The organism is Clostridium beijerinckii HUN142, from assembly GCF_000621745.1.
Taxonomy (GTDB): Bacteria; Bacillota; Clostridia; order Clostridiales; family Clostridiaceae; genus Clostridium; species Clostridium beijerinckii_A.
In genome coordinates this window covers 146105-164190 of sequence record NZ_KK211335.1, presented here as the reverse complement: position 1 = coordinate 164190, position 18086 = coordinate 146105, and the positions used below count along the sequence as shown (strand labels likewise).

Genomic DNA, 18086 nt, shown 5'->3' with positions numbered 1-18086 from the left:
ACAATCTTAAATACATCCATTTTCAATTGATTATTTTTTCAGCCCATTTATCACCACATCTAACAATTCATCTATTGTTGATATCATTTTTGCATTTGCCTGATATGCATGTTGATATTGAATTAAATTTGTAGTTTCTTCATCTAATGACACACCTGAAACTGAACTTTTTTGATCTTGTAAATTAGATAATATTGTTTCTTGGTTATCCTGCATTCTTCCAGCTTCTTGTGTTTTTACCGCAATATTATTTATAATTGTTTTATAATAAGAATCAACCGTCGATCCATTTGTCCCTGCATTTAAACTTAAACAAGTACTATCATTAAATCCTGTCCCCGATGTATTTATTCCTATTGCATTTAAGAATGATTTTCTATCCATGGTTGTTAAATCTTGTCCAGAAGTTACATTACTTAAATTCATTTTCAATACACTAAGATTTGCTATCGCATTAGCTCTTGCCCCATCTCCACTTCCGCTTTTTGATGTTGCACTGCAATTTAGCATTGTGGGATCTTTCAATAATCCACTGTTCACTGTGATTGTTGATGCTGTAATTCCTTTATCTGTTTTTGTACTTGCTCCATTGTTAACAAATATAGGATTGTTATTCAATCCCTGTGATGATGTACTATCATCTACACTTCCAGTTTGAATTGCATTTACCGAATACGCTAATCCTGCTGCAAGCCTATCTAAATTATCCATATATCCAGTTATAGTTTCTTGTACTGATTGGTTAGCTGCTATATCTCCTTTAACATTTTTATCATCTACATTGTTTACTCCTGATTCATACTTATAAGTCTGAAAAATCTTTGCTTTTAAGCCTGCAAATCCCGTGGAAGTAGCATCTACAGTCCCACCACTAGAAACTTCTACATCTTTACCTGTACTTGGATCTTTTGTTGTCATTATCCCATTATTATCTGTAATTAAAATTCTACACTGTGTTAATTCATCCTGTAATGTTTTAGCGTTAGTATCATTATCAACTTTTATACTAACAGTATTTACTACTGCCTTTTCATCTCCCTTTGGATAATACTCCAGTGTTACAATAGAATTTCCAGATGTATCTTTACCCGCCTTTGCACTTTTTACATATGATAATCTTGAATATCCAGTATCATTGGGATCTGATTTTACTAATGGTGAATTAGGGTATTCTGTCGACGATAGATTTATTGTATCCAAACTGTCTCTATCAACTTTTATTCCAAATTTATTGCTGAGTTTATCTAAAAGTAAATCCCTATTATCCATTAAATCATTTGGTGTTTGTCCAACCGCCGAAATAGATCTTATTTGTTTGTTTAATTCATTTATTTGATCTAAATAACTATTAACATCAGTAACATTTGATTGGAGAAGTTTTTGACTATCATTAGAAGCATTTTTTAGTTGATTATAAGTATAATTAAGCGCATCTGCAAGTGCTGATGCATTTTGAATAGCTACAGTTTTTACATCCGATTTATCTGGACTCTTTGAAACTTCTTGAAATGCATTAAAAAACTTACTTGAAAGTTCTTGTATTCCTTTATCTGATGGTTCTCCAAAAATATCCTCAACCTTTGAAAGTGTCTCATTTGCTTGAGTATAATATCCAGATGTTCCTGTTTCACTTCGAACTTGATAATCTATAAAAGTATCTCTTATTCTTTGTATAGAAGTTATTTCTACACCTGTACCAACCTGCCCAACTGAACAAGTATCAAATCTTGACATTCCTCCAAAAGGTCTGGTTGTTTGTGCTACTGACCTTTGTCTTGAGTAACCATCAGTATTTACATTCGCTATATTATGAGATGTTGTATTCAAGTTGCTTTGTTGTACATTTAACCCTCTTTTAGCAATGGTAAACGTATCAAATAATCCTGACATTTATTTTCCTACCTTTCAATAATACCAACTTCCATGTTTTAGATATTGTAACATCCTTATTATTTTTTCACTTATAAGTTATTAATGTAGAAATAGTCCATTTTGAAATTTGTAATTGTTGATTTTACAACATTTATTCAATTGCACAAAAGTTTATACATAATCAAATGTTTAATCTATCTTGATAAATTTCCATATGAATTATATGTCTTTATTTCTCTTCTTGGATTTATTATTTCTAACATTTTATTATTAAATATTATCTGTTGCTTTAACAGCATATCATTTGTTTCTTTTTGAGAAATAACTGAATTTAATGTTATTTTTATCTTATTATAGTTTTCTCTTAATTCCTCATTATTTGAATCATTCACAACTTCTGTTATTCCATTATTCCCGAGTATATTTCTTCTCTCAATTTCCTGTTTTGCAATTTTCTTACCCGATTCATTAATCTTATCAACTAATCCCTCTAAACCAAACACATCTTTACTCATTATCATTTTATATTGAGTTTCTAACAATTCTAAAAGTTTTTTCAACTCTTCTTCTTGGCTTTGCATTAATTTAATAAGTTCATTTATCATACTTATGCCTTACTCTCCTTCATTGCATCTAACATACTTTTTGCAGTTAACCTTGCATCAACATTGTATGTTCCGCTATCTATTTTACTTTTAATATCTGCTATTTTCTTTGCATTTTGTATATTACTATCTAATGAGTAACCTTTAAGACTTTTTCCAAGTTCTGAAATTTCAATTCTATCCACATCATTAGTTTTCTTTGTCTTTTCTACAGCTTTACCGCTATTTGAGTTATATGCATTTATATATGTGGATCTACTTATTCTATCAATACTCATAATACATTTCTCCATTCATTACTACTTCATTACTATACTTATCGTACTTTTCTTTTATAAGTTTATAGAAAAGTCAATAAAAAATAATTGATATCAACTATTTTCAATGAAATATCATTGTTATATGTTCTTATTAATCAAAAGACCACTCTGCAATCTTAGTTTCTCCTTCCCCTAAGACAATCTCACCTTCACTAACCCAGCATAAAAGATCATCCTTATTACTTTTATCTGTAATATCATCAGAAATGCCTTCATCATAAACTTCTATATCGCTCTCATTTTTCTTTTTATTTACTTTTCTCTTCTTCTTACTTGTATTTTTTTCAACTTCAAAAATTATAGGAGAATTTTTATGTTTACTAATCTCCGCCTTCCTTACTTTAATCACATCACTATCCTTGTCACGTTTATTTTCACTATTTAAATTTGGATTATCTACTTTTAAAAGTGTTATTTCATTATTCTTATTTTCTTTAGTATGGACTTCTCCTTTTTGTTTTATATGAATCACTTTTTTCGGACTTACTTCTATATTCTTATTTTCCTCCATATCATTCTTTTCTGGAATTTTTATCTCATTTTCTTTTTTCACAATTTCAGTTTTTTCTTTTACTTTAATATTTTGATGCTTTACGAAATTTTTCACCTTATATATATTATTATCTATGGTTTCAATCATCTCTAAGTTAATTAGAACGTCTAATGCAGCTTTTATTTCATCACTATCTCTATTAAATTCTATTGATAAAGTCTCTACTGTGTATGGAATATTTCTTGACATATATAGTTCTCCCTCTTGATTTACCTTTCCAGCTAAAACAACTATCCTATTCCAAACATAATGAATAAGATCCCTTTTAGGCATCCTATCTATTATTTTAAATTTTGTGTCCTCATACATATCAACTCTAAATTTAACATACTTTCTTTCTCTCATTCTCATCAATCCCCTTCATATATATTAATAAATTAATTCACAAAAGTTTTCTTACACTTAAAAAGTTCCGTATTGCAGCATAGCTGCTCTTTTTATAAGTGTATATTTATCCTTCTAATTAATATATACGCAAAAAAAGAAATCTATAAAGGGTTCTAATAAAATTTTTCCTAAAAAAAAATAAAAACTCCCTCTCGGGAGTTTTTATTTTAATCTCTTTATTCTTTCAACACTACTTACTATATTAGTTATTCTTATTCCAAAATTTTCATCAACTACAACAACTTCACCTAAAGCTATTTGTTTTCCATTGACTAATATTTCAACTGGTTCTTCTGCAAGTTTGTCTAACTCTATTAAGGAACCTGTCCCTAAGTTTAAGATATCCTGTATACTTTTCTTTGTTCTTCCTAGAACTACAGATATATCTAAAGGAACATCTAAAATTAAGTCAATATTCTTTATCGGCGGAACACTGTTTTGCGGTACTAACGGTTCAAATGCTGCTGCATGAACCTCTACCGGCTGTTGCATTCTTGGCTGTTCGTATTGTGTTTGTTGCTCTGGTTGATACTGTGGCTGCTGTTGAACCGCATTTGGTTGTTCAGATATTTCTTTATTTACAATTGTATCTTTTTTATTACCTTTTGATGGCTCTGATGCCGCCACTTCTTTTTCCTTATCTTCTCCAGTCATTATTGCAACAATGTTTTTAGCTGTCTCTATTGGAAATATTTGCATTATATTACTATCTACTATATCTCCAATGGTCATTCTAAATGATACTCTGACTATCGGCTGATCTTCTGGTATTGCATCCGAAATTGGTATAGATCCATCAACTACAATTTTAGCACTTGGTGGTGATATATCAACTTTTCTTCCAAACATAGTAGCCATTGATGTAGCTGCAGAGCCTATCATTTGATTCATAGCTTCTGAAACTGCACTAATCTCTATTTCAGACAAATCATGAGCTTCAGTAACATTTCCATCTCCACCCATCATCAGGTTAGATATGACTAAACCATCTAATGTTTTTATAATTAAAATGTTTCTTCCTATTATCCCTGCAATATATTCAATATCTAAAACAATGTTGGGGGTTTCAAATCCCTCTTTTATTTCTTTCAATGTAGTTACACTAACTACTGGAGTAGTTATGTTAACTTGTTGATTTATAAGCTGATATAAGGCAGTCGAAGCTGATCCCATAGAAATATTTCCGATCTCTCCAAGCAAATCCTTATCAATATCAGTTATAACTCCTGTATCTATTTTATTACTATCAGCTGACGTGTCTACATTTTCCGATTCAGCGGACGCTAAATCTTCACCTGCTAATAATGCATTTATTTCATCTTGTGATAAAAAGTTATTGCTCATACCCATTCACTTCCTTATCCGTTATATCTAAAATCATAACACCTGTATTTTTTCCTACTACACCTGGTTTAGCATAATAACATTCCTCATTACCTACATACACTTTTATTGGAGATGAACTTTTATTATCAAGTTTAATTACATCACCTATTGTTAGTTTTAAGAAATCATCTACTGTTATATTGGCAGTTCCTAGTTCTGCTATAACTTCAACATCAACTTTATTGATTCCCTTTTCTATTTTTTCTCTTGATTCAGCTATCGAAGCTTCATTATCACTCTTAAATGCATATTGCACTACTAATTTATCTAATATTTTTTCTACACTCAAGTAAGGAAGGCACATATTAATAAATGTGCTTCTCTTATTCATTTCTACTGAAAATGTTATTAACGCTACAGGGTCATTAGGTGCTAGTGTTTGATTGATTGCCGGATTAGTTTCAATTGCTTCTACTTCTGGCTCAACTTCCAATACTGAATCCCATGCTAACTTTAAATTACTTATCATTCCGGTAGTTACTTGTCGCATTATATTCTTGTCTATATCTGTAAATTCCTTTGTATCAGCTTTTCTATTCCCCTTCCCCCCAAGTAAAACATCTATCACTTGAAGAGAAAATTGAGGATTGGTTTCAAATATTATTGTCCCTGATAATGGAGCCATTTTAAATATTGTAATAATGGTAGGGTTTTGCACAGAGTGAATAAATTCCTCATATGTTATCTGCTCTACAGTTTCTATCTTAACTTTAACATTTTGCCTAGTCTGGCCCGTTAAGTAGTTTGAAATAATTCTTGCATAATTATCATGAATTAATTCAAGTGTTCTTATATGCTCTTTCGAAAATTTTTGAGGACTCCTAAAATCATAAAGTTTAACTTTATGTTTTTCTTCATCTTTACCAACATCTTCTGACTCTATTTCACCTGTAGATAAGGCAGACAATAAGGCATCTATTTCATTTTGTGATAAGACATCTGCCATACTTTTCCCTCATTTCAATAAACTAATTTAATAATTTGTCGATATCTATTATTGTAAGAAGTTTTTCATCATAATTTAATATACCTTTAATATAAGGTTGTGCTTTACCTGCATCTTTCTCTATTTTCTGTATATTTCTTTCATCTATATCTAAAACTTCTTCAACCTCATCCACTGATATTCCTATTTCTTCATCTTCAACTGTTAAAATAATTATATTATTTTGCTCTTTTCCAGGAGTTACATCAAGTAACAAATTTATGTCAACAAGAGATTTAATACTCCCACGTAAATTTATCAACCCTTTAATATAACTCGGAGCCTTAGGAACTTTTGTAATCCCCATAGTATCGTTAATACTTTGGACTCTATCTGTTTCTACTGCAAAATGTTCTTCTCCTAGTTTGAATACTACTATTTGCATTCATACTCCTCCTCTACAATAATATACAATCAACCATTGATAATTGACACTTAAATTTAAAATTCCTTAAAATTTGCAAAGATTTATTTATAGCCTGCTAAAATTCATTTCTTGTTGCTTTTATATTTAACCTACAACTTTCTTTATAGCTTCTAAAACTCTATCCGCTTGGAATGGCTTTACTATAAAGTCTTTTGCTCCAGCTCTTATTGCATCCATAACCATCGATTGTTGTCCCATAGCTGAACACATTATTACTTTAGCATCTGGATCGAATGCTTTTATTTGTTTAACTGCTTCAATTCCATCCATATCTGGCATAGTTATATCCATTGTTACTACATCTGGTTTTTCTTTCTTATAAAGGTCCACTGCAACTATTCCGTTATTTGCTTCCCCTACTATTTCAAAATCATTTTTTTCTAAAATATCCTTTATCATCATTCTCATAAATGCTGCGTCATCTACAATTAAAACTCTAGCCATATAATTTTACCTCCAAAATTTAATTTATTCCTATAGATTTCAATATTTTCTCTAACGAACCCGGCATAGGGATATAATAAAAATGTCCACCTATATTCTCTTCTGTATCACTGTCTAAGAATACAGTTTCAATATCTAGTATATATTCATCATATTGATTGGACTCAATAAATGTAGTTGTGAGTATTGCACCTAACATATCAAATGAAGTTGCAGGCACTGATGGTGCCATAACAAGATTAGTTAATTGTGCAATAGCATTCATATATGATGCTGATATTATATTCGCTATCTCGCATAATACAGAACTTCCCATTTCACTTTCTGGAGACTGCTTGCTTCCAACTAATTTTTTTATTACATTTTCAGCTGTTTCCTGGTCGAACACCAAAAGCATATTTCCCGAAATATCGCCCAGCACTCTTACAACTGTTCCAGCTACAGCACATTCTCCACTTTCTTGAAATACTTCTTCTAGTTTTACTACATTTACTGCTGGTACTGTCATATCTACTTTTTTTCCCATCATCATAGAAAGAGCAGTTGCTGCATTACCTGCACCTATGTTAGAAACTTCTTTAAGTGCATCTAATTGCAAAGTGCTTAAATTAGAATACTCCACTTATAACCCTCCTTTAAAATTTCTCACCCTAAAGGGCCAATCATCTCACATTTATATATTATTATTGCTGTTATAACATACCAATAATAATATATCTTGTCCACTCCAAACCTTTAGCCTTTTGCTCACTTTTACGGAATTATAAGTCAAACTAATTTTAATTAGATTTAAAAATCTTACTTAAAAATTTCACTTTATAATAATGCCCCTACATCTAGTATCAGCGTTACTAAACCATTACCAAGTATAGTTGCACCAATATACTGATCTAAATTCTTTAATGTTTTTCCGAGTGGTTTTATAACTATTTCTTGTTGCCCAAGTAATGAATCGACTAATAAACCTATAGTTTTATCACCTACATTAACTATTATAACAAATTTCTTATCAGTATTACTAGCCTCTATATCTAAAGTTTCATTTAATCTTACTAATGGAATTACATTTTCTCTATAAATAATAACTTCTTTTCCATTACTTTTCTTTATATTTTCTTCTTTATAGTCAATTACTCTATCAATAAAGCCTAATGATATTGCTAATGTTTCTTCTCCTATTTTTACAAGTAAAGCTTGTATTATTTGTAATGTAAGTGGAAGCTTAATTACAAAAGTTGAACCTTTTCCTTCTTCACTTAGTAAGTCTACAGTACCACCGAGTGCTGCAATTTTTGTCTTAACAACATCCATTCCAACTCCTCTTCCTGAGATATCTGTTACAACTTCATTAGTACTAAATCCTTGAGCAAAAATCAAGTTCTTAATATCACTATCTGACATTCCTTCTGTGTTTATTCCTCTTTGCTCTGCTTTAGCTTTTACTCTTTCAAGATTTATTCCTGCACCATCATCAATTACTTTTATTAATGCTTTAGTACCTTCTTGATAAGCAACCAACTTGACTGTTCCAACTGGAGACTTACCTTGTGCAACTCTCTTTTCAACAGATTCTACACCATGATCCGCTGCGTTTCTTAATAAATGTATTAATGGTTCACCTATTTCATCAATAACAGTTCTATCAAGTTCTGTATCAGCACCTTCTATAATAAAGTTAATTTCCTTATTTAGTTCTACTGATATATCTCTTATCATTCTTGGGAATCTATTGAATACTGTGTCTAATGGAAGCATTCTAATTTTCATAACTAAGTCTTGAAGATCAGATGTTGTTCTTCCAACTTGTTCCAATGTTTCATTTAATTCTTGCGACTTATGAACATTTACGATTTGTTCTAATCGTGTTCTGTAAATTACAAGCTCAGAAACCATATTCATTAAATTATCTATTCTTTCTAGATCAACTCTTACTGATTGATGCGCTTTCTTAACTTCTTTCTTTTGAGCAGGCTTTTTAGCAACTGGTTGAATTATCTCAACTTTTGCTTCAGCCGGCTTTTCTACCGCAGCTTTTTCTATAACTGGTAGTTGTGGCACTTCTTTTACTTCTGCTTCTTTTGGAGCTATATCTGAACTTTCTAATTCTATTAAAGAAGCTTCAACTTTTGCAACTTCTGAAATCCCATTTACAACAGTTAATATTTCATCTACAGTGTTTTTGGTTACTAGGATAAATTTTAATTCAAAATCAAACTCTTCATTTTCAATTTCTTGAGTTGATGGGTCTGATTTTAATATCTCCCCATGATCTTCAAGGTCTTTAACAATTAAAAACGCTCTTGCTGATTTTAATAAAGTATTTTCACTCAATGTTACTTTTAGTTCAATAGAGTTAAATCCTTTTTCTCTAGCTTGTCTAATAACAGATGTATCATATTGGTTTAAATCTAAATCAAACTCATCGCCTAATGCATGCTTACTTTCTTTTTCTGATTTAACTTCACTAGCTTGTGCTTCTTCTTGTGCAGCACTCTTATTTCCATTTTCTTTTATATAGGCTAAAGCCTTCATTATCCCATCTATATCTATTTTTTCTTCAGAACCTTCTTGAACATTATCAACCATCTTTTCTAATGTATCAAGACAATCAAATAGTACTGTTACTACATCCTGAGTTACTTTTAACTTTCCTTCTCTGAATTCAGCTAATACGTCTTCCATCTTATGGGTAAGTTCTGCCAAATCAGTAAATCCCATAGTCGCTGCCATTCCCTTAATTGTATGAGCAACTCTAAATATTTCATTAACCTTATCTGTATCATCTGGATTTTGTTCTAAATCTAATAGTGATTCATTCAATGTTTGTAAATTTTCTAATGACTCCTCTAAAAACATTGACATATATTGAGATGTATCCATCCTTACTCCTCCTCTATATCTTTTTATAAATAAAGGTTGATGCTTTTTCAAATCCATAGTCTCTATAATTATAAATGCTCTCTGTAGCCCCTACAAATAAAAGCCCACCTTTTTTTAATGAGTTACTAAATTTTTTATAAATTTCCTGTTTAACATCATTATTAAAATAAATAACTACATTTCTACACACAATTAAATCAAAGCCAGTATCATATCTATCTAAAATTAAATCATGTTTTTTAAAAGTAACCATATTCTTAATTTTAGACTCTACATAATACTTATCGTCCTTTACTTTAAAATATTTACTTAAATCTGCATTATTTACACCTTTCATTTCATTTTGAGTATATTCCCCAAGCTTTGCCCTAGAAAGTATAGTATCATCTATATCTGTAGCTATTATATTATGTCTTCCATTTGGCGCTAACTTATCTAATATCATTCCTAATGAATATGGCTCACAGCCTATTGAACAAGCTGCACTCCAAATTTTTAGACTAGGATTACTTGGTAGTAAATCTTTTGCAATTTGTTTTTCTAGATCAGTAAATAATTCTGGATTTCTAAAAAATTCTGTTACATTTATTGTTATAAAATCCAAAAACTTTTGTCTCTGCTCTGAATTACTTTTTATAGACTTGGAATATTCATCTAGTGTTTTTATGCCAACTCTTGTCATTAAGCTGTTTATTCTTCTATTGAGTTGTTCTGGCTTATATGCTGACAGATTTATCCCCAACTCTTTATGAACCCATTTATGAAATTCATTAAAATCCATACTTCCTCCTATAAGTGTTTAATTATTTTTACTATATTTTCAGCTATCTCATCAAGCGGAACTACTAAATCTACTTTTCCAGTTTCAAATGCAGCCTTTGGCATGCCATAAATCGTACATGTAGATTTATCCTCTGAAATTGTTATACCACCACTATCTTTTATATTAGCAGTACCATCAGCACCATCTCTGCCCATTCCTGTAAGAATTACAGATATTAAATTTCCCCTGTAAACTTTTATAGCAGAGTTAAATAGCTTATCAACGGCTGGCCTTACACCCCATATAGGTGGTTCTTCATTTAGGTGTATTAAATTATTTGAGCCTACAGTCATATGTTGACCGCCCTTAGCAATATATATAGTATCATTGCTAATTCTCATTCCTTCTGCTGCTTCAAGCACTTTCATCTTGCAAGCTTTATCTAATCTTTCAGAAAATACTTTTGTAAACCCTTCTGGCATATGCTGAACTACAAAAACTGGAACACCTAAGTTCTCAGGCAATTTAGTTAATACTTCCTGAAGAGCCTTAGGTCCTCCAGTAGATGCTCCAATAACAACTGCATCTATCTTTTTATTTTTAGGTACAGCGCTTACTCTATGTATATTTTTTTCTTTTATTGCATTTAAATTATTTAAAAACGCCTCATTATTGGTCATTGTGTTATTTTTATTAATTTCTAAGCTTGTTAACTTCTTTCTAGAATTAATATTACTAGTTATACTTTTTATTTGTTCTATTAAGTTATTTTTAACTTTTGCTATATCCAATGAAATACTTCCTGATGGCTTAGTTATAAAACTAACAGCTCCATTATCTAAACATTCTAAAGTTAATTCCGATCCTTCTGTCGTTGAACTGCTAAGCATTAGTACAGGATAACTTTTTCCAAGTCTTTTTAATTCTTTAAGAGTTGCAAGCCCGTCTAAATCCCTCATATGTACATCTAATGTGATAAGGTCTGGATTGTACTCATCTACCTTCTCAACTAATTCTCTTCCATCCCTTAATTTAGCCACAACTTCAAAATTACTTTCTGATTCTATCATATCTGATATAGCTTTTCTCATAAAAGCTGAATCATCAACAACAATAATCTTTATCTTACCCACCTAATCACACCTCTCTTTTTATTCTACAATTCTACAATTCCATGTCCTACAACTTTAAGTATTACTTTTCCATCGCTAGCATAAAGTATCATAGTTCTACCCTTATTTCCACCTATCTCTTCAGCTATTAAAGGAATACTTTCTTCTTTTAGTCTTTTCTTTACCGCATCACTATTTCTTTTTCCAATATCGCTTATTATACTCTTATCAGAAAAATTAAACATTGAAGCTCCTCCAGCTATTTTAGCTACTATATTTCTCTTTTTACACCCTTGCTTTTCCATTTTATCAATTAATATTGGAATAGCTAAATCTGCAAATTTCATGGGGTTTGCACTGCTCTTAAATTGTGTACTATCAGGAAGCATTATATGTGCTAATCCCGCCACCTTAACTGCCTTATCATATAAAGCAATTCCTATACATGATCCTAAGCCAATTGTCATTATTGTTCCTGGATCTATCACTAAATTCAGATCAGCTATTCCAACTTTTACTTCTGCACTTACCATCTTTACCCCCTAAAAGATTTTTTCTTCATCCTCTGAAGACAGTATCTTTTCTAAGTCCAATAAAATAACTATCTTATCTTCTAATTTTATTAGACCAGCTATATATCTTTTGTCTATTGTTGCTGTTATAGGAGGCGCCTCTTCCATTAAATCACTATTAACATCTCGCACTTCGTAAACATTTTCCACAATAATTCCAAATTTATTTTCGGCTCTTTTTACAACTATTATTTTTCTATTATCATTTTCTTTGTCTTCTCCAAAGTTAAACTTTTTTGACAAACTAATTATTGGAAGTATACTTTGTTCATAATTTATTACTCCCTTTACAAAACTAGGTGAATCAGGAAGAATAGTTGGTTCCTCATACCCTAAAATTCTCTCAACTTCTTTTATATCCGTTGCGTAATGTTCTCCATTTAATCCAAATATCAAAATTTTCACTTCATTACTTGACATTATTTTGAACCCTCCTATAGTATAAATTTATCAATTGTTATTTCTCCAGTTTTATCTATATATGCCTCTACATTTTTAGAAGAAACTTCTAACATAATTTGTTTTTCTCCAAAGCAAAAAATAGTATTGTTATAAGCTATGTCAGCTGTAATTCTTCCTTTTTTAGAGACTTTTAAAACAGTACTAACTCCTGCTACACTTCCCACTGTCTTTAGTTTTATTTCAGATCCAGCTGAAAGTGTACCACCTCTACAAACAGCTTTTTCACTAGTAAACTCTATATTTTCTAAAGCTATTATGTTGCATGTATACTGTCCTTTACCTGTTATGAAAACACTTCCTGATGCTTCTATTGTTGATCCCTGAGCATATGCTAAATGAACATTTGTAGGAATCACTATTAAATCCTCTATTTCGCAAATTTCTTCATCTAACAATTCCTTAAAAATGTCAAATTCATTAATATTATTTATTTTAAGTGGCCCAAGCCCTAATAGTTTATTTATTATAAATGTAGTAACATCATTATGTTGAATTCCTTCGGACATGTTGTAATTCAAAATATTTCTACATATTTTAGGTAATGATTTGAACTTATTCTCTATTAATATTTTAATTATTTCTCCATCTTTCTTTGAACCTAGTAAGTTATGTTCTTTTACTTGTTTTGTTGAATTAACTAAGTCATTAATAATATTAGATAAGCTCTTCAAACTTTCTAAATACTGCTTTTTTTCAACATTTTCAGATCCAGCTGTTACTGTTGAATTCAATATATTTCCACCTATAAAAATTTCTCCTGAAGATCTCAATATTGCAGATTCTACATTTTTGCCAACATGAAGCTCATTCCCTGCCTTAACTTCCATAGCTTCTAAAACATTGCCGACAACTTCAACATTTCCAACAAAATCTATGTTTCCGCTTTTTAGATCTACTTCATCTACCTTGTATAGTTTGTTCACTACAAATGTATTAGCTTTATAAGCAGGTTTACCTTCAGATGTTGCTATAATACTGTTATTTTCAAGTTTACACCCTTCTCCAATCTTTACTCCTACCTTTTTAAAAGTTTTTCTTTTAACAGTAGTGCCAAAGATATCTTGTCCATCATTCCCTGGCTTACCAGGTACTATTCTACCTATAACCTCTCCAACTTTAACATTTGCAATTAGAAATCTATTTCTATAATCAACTCTTTCTTCTGAATCTTTATAATGAATTAATTCTTCCGAATCGTGAAATAAAACTTGAATCTCATCCGGAATATCATCTACAGCTGGTACTCCTTTGGCAACTAATTTCTTTTCTATATTATGCTCATTGCATATAGCTTCAAGTTCTTTTTTAATAATTCCATATTTAATTCTATTATTCTTTAATAAATCTTCTAATTCTTTTACTGTATATTTTGGTGGATATTTATTATCAGCATTCTTCTTTTTAATTGTCAAGTTTTTTTGATATTCTTGATCAACTAATTCGTATACATGAGATGGGGTTGATTTGATATCAACATATGCTTCCATTTTATCATCTGTAATCGATATATTGATATTTCTTACCGGTTCAGACTCTTCAAATTTATATTCAATTTTATCTCGTGACGTTACAGGAGTTATACCATCACATTTCTGTCCATTAATAATCAAAATTACATCTGGACAAGTTTTTATAGTAATAATTTCGTCTTTATTCTTAGATTCTGTTATTATTATTTTCCCATTCTCAATCTTAGCTCCAAATTCTTCTTTAGCTTCTGGTAGTTCTTCAATTATTTCTTTTTCCTCGATGCTGATTTTATTTTCGTCAACTTCTATTATTTCTATTTCTACTTTTTTTCTAAAAAATTTCTTTTCTTCCTTAATAACTCTATATTTTAAAGCTTCTTTCGAAATATTTAATTCAGAAGATGCTTTTTCAAGACATTCATCTAAGGATGTTCCAGAAAACTTCAATTCCATAAATATCTCCCCCTAAATATACTCCTTTATTTAAGTATACCACAGCCCATTTTAATTTTATATCCATTATTTCTATTAATCTATATTATTTTACATGAAAATACAAATTAACTTAATTTTAATGATTTTTTATATACTTTTCTATCTCACTATCATATTCTTTCATCAATTTTCTAATTATGTTATTATCTACATTAAAACTTATTCTATCTACTGTTTTTATTGGTAATATTTTAGGAGATGTTCCCGAAATAAACATACCATCTAATTTATCAATATCTGAATATTTATACTCTACTTCATTAACTTCAATTCCAACTTTATTGGCAATATCTATTATTTCTCCTCTAGTCACACCTGGTAATACAGCTTTTACAGGTGATGTCAAAAGTTTATTTCCTTTAACAATGAAAATATTTGATCTACTGCCTTCCGTTATATATCCGTTTGAATCAACCAAGATGGCCTCATACGCATTTTTATCTTTTATCTCTTTATTAACCTTTTCTCTAAAGGTATCATTTATTATTTTTGCATTAGGATTTTCTCTTTCTCCAAAATAAAGTATGGTATCAACACCATTTATATACATTTCATCAGATGGATATGAATGTTCAATAAAAAATACTCTTAGCTTTTTTTCATTAATTCCAAATGTTATTTTTATATTTCCGTCAGATTTATTTTCATTTTTTATCAACTCATCAATTTCCTTACTTATATTATCGTAACTTAGCGGAAATTCTTCATTTATTAAATCAAACGAATTTTTCATTCTTTTTAAATGACTTTCTAGAAAAATTGGCTTTCTATCTATTACTCTTAAAACTTCATAAATTATTTTATCTCCCATGGCTCGCCATTCCTTTCTAACTTTATAAAAACTATATATAACCTAATTTCATTTCTTTATAAGACTAACACTTTAATTTATATTTTATTTCCATCTTAATATTTCTATATTATGATTTTTTTTATAATTTATTAAATAAGGCTTACCTACTAAATCTAGTAGTGGTTTATCTGATAAAGAATCAGAAAACATATATGACTCCTTAAAATCCACTTCAATTTTTTCACGTTCAATAATTTCTTTTAATCTTCTAACCTTCTCTTCTCCCTTACAATTATTTCCCACCATCTTTCTTACAAAAGTTCCATTTTCAAAAGTAAATTTAGTTCCAATTACTCTATCAACTTCTTTTATATTATAAAATTCATTAACATAAAACTCAGGAGAAGCCGAAATCAAATATATATCATAACCTTCATTTTTAAGCTTTTTCATCATTTTCAATGCATCTTCATATAAAATCGTTTTTAGCTTGTCATCATAGAACCTTTTAACAAGTTCTGCTAACTCCTCTTCTTTTATTCCATCTATAAACTTTAAAAATGCCTCTTTCACTTTTCTCTCATCATACATTCCAATTGCATACATAATTCCACAGTATGCTGCTCTTGGTACGAATCTAAGATTCTTTATGTCTTTCTTAATTACATACTTAAACAATTCCATTAGAGTCTCTTTTTTAGTAATGGTATAATCTATGTCAAATATAGCAAGTTTCTTCAAAACACAAATACCTACCTTTTTAATATTTAATTCTTAACACTTAAATATATTATTTAACTTTTATCTTAAATTATTAAGTGCTTAGAACTAAATATTATTCGCATATTATACATTGCAATTAAGTTTCTACATTCTAGCTTTAATTGAATAATTGGTTTACTAGAGTTCTAAATTTAACTTTATTATTGCAATATATATAATTAAATGATATTATATCTTCTGCATAAAATTTCTTCTAATGAAATAATGGATTCAATATTTTCTATTGTTTAGTATTAATATAGAATAAAAATTATATACATATTTTTAGAGTAATATTTTAATATGAACTGTTGAAAACACTTAATAACAGATCATTACATTTTACTTGTCACAATAAATATTGGGAATATTCATAAATGGTGACAACCTGCCATTTAGTGCTTTCCAGTGAAATTTTACAGCTCATTGAAATAAGTATTCACCTAACTTCAACTGATATACATATCAGTAAAGCAATTCATTATTTAATTTTACTTAAGAATGTTGAAATTCTATCTATTCCAGTCTCTATTATATCCATAGATGTCGCATATGATAATCTTATATAATCATCTAAACCGAACCCAGCGCCTGGTATTACAGCAACTTTCTCTTCTTCTAACAATACTTTTGCAAAATCTACAGAGTTATTAATAGTTTGATCCTTAAATGTAGTGTTTAAGTACGAAGATATATTAACCATTATATAAAAGGCACCATTAGGTTTTATAATTGATATTTCATTTAATTTTTCCAATTTATATATCATGAAATTTCTTCTATTTTCAAATTCTTTAATCATATTATTTAAATCTTCTATTGGTCCGTTTAATGCTTCTATTGCAGCATATTGAGCTATTGTATTAACATTAGATGTCATATGACTTTGAATGCTTGTCATAAGTTTAGTTATACTTTCACTTGCTGCTGCATATCCTAATCTCCACCCAGTCATTGCATATGTTTTTGAAACACCGTTTATTACTATAGTTCTTTCATATGCATCCTCATTTAATGCTGCTATACTTATGTGTTTTTCCCCATCATATATTAACTTCTCATAAATTTCATCTGATATGATTAGCAAATCATGTTCTTTTGCAAAACTAGCAATTTCCAACAATTCCTCTTCGTGATAAATTGTTCCTGTCGGATTATTAGGGCTATTTAATAAAAGTGCTTTAGTTTTACTAGTTAAAGCCTTTTCTAAATCAGCAACTGTATATTTATAATTATTCTCCTTTAATGTTTCAACAAATACCGGAACTCCATCAGCTAACTTCACTAATTCAGGGTAACTAACCCAATATGGTACAGGAATTAACACTTCATCCCCCGGATTCAAAGTTGCCATAAATACATTTGCAAGACATTGCTTTGCACCTGTAGAAATTATTATTTGATTTGGCTTATAATCTAAGTTATTATCTTTCTTAAACTTACTACATATAGTAGTTTTTAATTCTAACAAACCTCCTGCTGGAGTGTATTTAGTTTTCCCATCATACATCGCTTTTATAGCTGCTTGAATTATGTTTTCTGGTGTATTAAAATCTGGTTCCCCTGCTCCAAAACTTACTACATCAACGCCTTGACTTTTTAGTTCATTAGCTTTAGCTGTAATTGCTAATGTAATTGATGGTGTGATATTCCCCGCTTTTTTAGATAATTGCATTGCTTTTTCCCTCCAATTTTGACCTTAAAATGAATCGTGAAAAATGTTCTAATTCATTTGTATATTCTTTTGTCACATAATAAAAATATATCATTAATATATTGAATTGTAAACAATATGGAAT

18 protein-coding genes are annotated in these 18086 nt (G+C 29.7%); all 18 read right to left on the bottom strand.

Annotated features, from left to right (window positions below; all coding sequences use genetic code 11):
• Positions 1 to 30 precede the first annotated feature (30 nt).
• The 18 genes from flgK to T483_RS0118865 all read right to left on the bottom strand — a co-directional run bounded on the left by flgK (position 31) and on the right by T483_RS0118865 (position 17962).
• Complete coding sequence (gene flgK, locus T483_RS0118950) at positions 31 to 1890, bottom strand: flagellar hook-associated protein FlgK (protein WP_026888245.1); 1860 nt, start codon at positions 1888 to 1890, stop codon at positions 31 to 33.
• 176 nt (positions 1891 to 2066) lie between these two features.
• The gene (gene flgN / locus T483_RS0118945; RefSeq protein WP_026888244.1) at positions 2067 to 2477 is read right to left on the bottom strand and encodes a flagellar export chaperone FlgN; all 411 of its coding nucleotides are present in this window, start codon (positions 2475 to 2477) and stop codon (positions 2067 to 2069) included.
• A gap of 2 nt (positions 2478 to 2479) precedes the next feature.
• On the bottom strand, positions 2480 to 2755 hold the full coding sequence (locus T483_RS0118940) for a flagellar biosynthesis anti-sigma factor FlgM (RefSeq protein ID WP_026888243.1): 276 nt from the start codon (positions 2753 to 2755) through the stop codon (positions 2480 to 2482).
• Positions 2756 to 2888: 133 nt separating this feature from the next.
• A complete protein-coding gene (locus tag T483_RS0118935) occupies positions 2889 to 3701 on the bottom strand; it encodes a phage replisome organizer N-terminal domain-containing protein (RefSeq protein ID WP_026888242.1) in 813 nt (270 codons plus the stop codon).
• Positions 3702 to 3899: 198 nt separating this feature from the next.
• Positions 3900 to 5087, bottom strand: coding sequence for a flagellar motor switch phosphatase FliY (gene fliY, locus T483_RS0118930; protein WP_196244898.1), 1188 nt, complete (start codon positions 5085 to 5087; stop codon positions 3900 to 3902).
• A complete protein-coding gene (fliM, locus tag T483_RS0118925) occupies positions 5071 to 6069 on the bottom strand; it encodes a flagellar motor switch protein FliM (protein ID WP_026888240.1) in 999 nt (332 codons plus the stop codon). The genes fliY and fliM overlap by 17 nt, the downstream gene beginning before the upstream one ends.
• A gap of 22 nt (positions 6070 to 6091) precedes the next feature.
• Positions 6092 to 6493, bottom strand: a complete 402-nt coding sequence (locus tag T483_RS0118920; RefSeq protein WP_026888239.1) for a chemotaxis protein CheW — start codon at positions 6491 to 6493, stop codon at positions 6092 to 6094.
• Positions 6494 to 6619: 126 nt separating this feature from the next.
• Complete coding sequence (locus T483_RS0118915) at positions 6620 to 6979, bottom strand: response regulator (protein WP_017211295.1); 360 nt, start codon at positions 6977 to 6979, stop codon at positions 6620 to 6622.
• 19 nt (positions 6980 to 6998) lie between these two features.
• Positions 6999 to 7601, bottom strand: a complete 603-nt coding sequence (locus tag T483_RS0118910; protein ID WP_026888238.1) for a chemotaxis protein CheC — start codon at positions 7599 to 7601, stop codon at positions 6999 to 7001.
• Between the two features lie 194 nt (positions 7602 to 7795).
• A complete protein-coding gene (locus tag T483_RS0118905; RefSeq protein WP_026888237.1) occupies positions 7796 to 9859 on the bottom strand; it encodes a chemotaxis protein CheA in 2064 nt (687 codons plus the stop codon).
• 13 nt (positions 9860 to 9872) lie between these two features.
• Positions 9873 to 10640, bottom strand: coding sequence for a CheR family methyltransferase (locus tag T483_RS0118900; protein WP_026888236.1), 768 nt, complete (start codon positions 10638 to 10640; stop codon positions 9873 to 9875).
• A gap of 8 nt (positions 10641 to 10648) precedes the next feature.
• Positions 10649 to 11755 carry a protein-glutamate methylesterase/protein-glutamine glutaminase gene (locus T483_RS0118895; RefSeq protein WP_026888235.1) on the bottom strand — a complete coding sequence of 369 codons (1107 nt, stop codon included), beginning with the start codon at positions 11753 to 11755 and terminating at the stop codon, positions 10649 to 10651.
• A 23-nt stretch (positions 11756 to 11778) separates the two neighbouring features.
• The gene (locus T483_RS0118890) at positions 11779 to 12267 is read right to left on the bottom strand and encodes a chemotaxis protein CheD (protein ID WP_026888234.1); all 489 of its coding nucleotides are present in this window, start codon (positions 12265 to 12267) and stop codon (positions 11779 to 11781) included.
• A gap of 9 nt (positions 12268 to 12276) precedes the next feature.
• Positions 12277 to 12726, bottom strand: coding sequence for a chemotaxis protein CheW (locus T483_RS0118885; RefSeq protein WP_026888233.1), 450 nt, complete (start codon positions 12724 to 12726; stop codon positions 12277 to 12279).
• Between the two features lie 14 nt (positions 12727 to 12740).
• Complete coding sequence (locus T483_RS0118880) at positions 12741 to 14690, bottom strand: flagellar assembly protein A (RefSeq protein WP_026888232.1); 1950 nt, start codon at positions 14688 to 14690, stop codon at positions 12741 to 12743.
• A gap of 118 nt (positions 14691 to 14808) precedes the next feature.
• Positions 14809 to 15543, bottom strand: a complete 735-nt coding sequence (locus tag T483_RS0118875) for an aminotransferase class IV (RefSeq protein ID WP_026888231.1) — start codon at positions 15541 to 15543, stop codon at positions 14809 to 14811.
• A gap of 84 nt (positions 15544 to 15627) precedes the next feature.
• Complete coding sequence (locus T483_RS0118870) at positions 15628 to 16266, bottom strand: HAD-IB family hydrolase (protein WP_026888230.1); 639 nt, start codon at positions 16264 to 16266, stop codon at positions 15628 to 15630.
• Positions 16267 to 16768: 502 nt separating this feature from the next.
• Positions 16769 to 17962 carry a pyridoxal phosphate-dependent aminotransferase gene (locus T483_RS0118865; RefSeq protein ID WP_026888229.1) on the bottom strand — a complete coding sequence of 398 codons (1194 nt, stop codon included), beginning with the start codon at positions 17960 to 17962 and terminating at the stop codon, positions 16769 to 16771.
• Positions 17963 to 18086: the final 124 nt, after the last annotated feature.

Excerpts from the sequence above, each read along its gene's own strand:
- flgK (WP_026888245.1), bottom strand. The coding sequence starts at position 1,890 with ATGTCAGGATTATTTGATACGTTTACCATTGCTAAAAGAGGGTTAAAT.
- flgN (WP_026888244.1), bottom strand. The coding sequence starts at position 2,477 with ATGATAAATGAACTTATTAAATTAATGCAAAGCCAAGAAGAAGAGTTG.
- T483_RS0118940 (WP_026888243.1), bottom strand. The coding sequence starts at position 2,755 with ATGAGTATTGATAGAATAAGTAGATCCACATATATAAATGCATATAAC.
- T483_RS0118935 (WP_026888242.1), bottom strand. The coding sequence starts at position 3,701 with ATGAGAATGAGAGAAAGAAAGTATGTTAAATTTAGAGTTGATATGTAT.
- fliY (WP_196244898.1), bottom strand. The coding sequence starts at position 5,087 with ATGGGTATGAGCAATAACTTTTTATCACAAGATGAAATAAATGCATTA.
- fliM (WP_026888240.1), bottom strand. The coding sequence starts at position 6,069 with ATGGCAGATGTCTTATCACAAAATGAAATAGATGCCTTATTGTCTGCC.
- T483_RS0118920 (WP_026888239.1), bottom strand. The coding sequence starts at position 6,493 with ATGCAAATAGTAGTATTCAAACTAGGAGAAGAACATTTTGCAGTAGAA.
- T483_RS0118915 (WP_017211295.1), bottom strand. The coding sequence starts at position 6,979 with ATGGCTAGAGTTTTAATTGTAGATGACGCAGCATTTATGAGAATGATG.
- T483_RS0118905 (WP_026888237.1), bottom strand. The coding sequence starts at position 9,859 with ATGGATACATCTCAATATATGTCAATGTTTTTAGAGGAGTCATTAGAA.
- T483_RS0118900 (WP_026888236.1), bottom strand. The coding sequence starts at position 10,640 with ATGGATTTTAATGAATTTCATAAATGGGTTCATAAAGAGTTGGGGATA.
- T483_RS0118890 (WP_026888234.1), bottom strand. The coding sequence starts at position 12,267 with ATGGTAAGTGCAGAAGTAAAAGTTGGAATAGCTGATCTGAATTTAGTG.
- T483_RS0118885 (WP_026888233.1), bottom strand. The coding sequence starts at position 12,726 with ATGTCAAGTAATGAAGTGAAAATTTTGATATTTGGATTAAATGGAGAA.
- T483_RS0118880 (WP_026888232.1), bottom strand. The coding sequence starts at position 14,690 with ATGGAATTGAAGTTTTCTGGAACATCCTTAGATGAATGTCTTGAAAAA.
- T483_RS0118875 (WP_026888231.1), bottom strand. The coding sequence starts at position 15,543 with ATGGGAGATAAAATAATTTATGAAGTTTTAAGAGTAATAGATAGAAAG.
- T483_RS0118865 (WP_026888229.1), bottom strand. The coding sequence starts at position 17,962 with ATGCAATTATCTAAAAAAGCGGGGAATATCACACCATCAATTACATTA.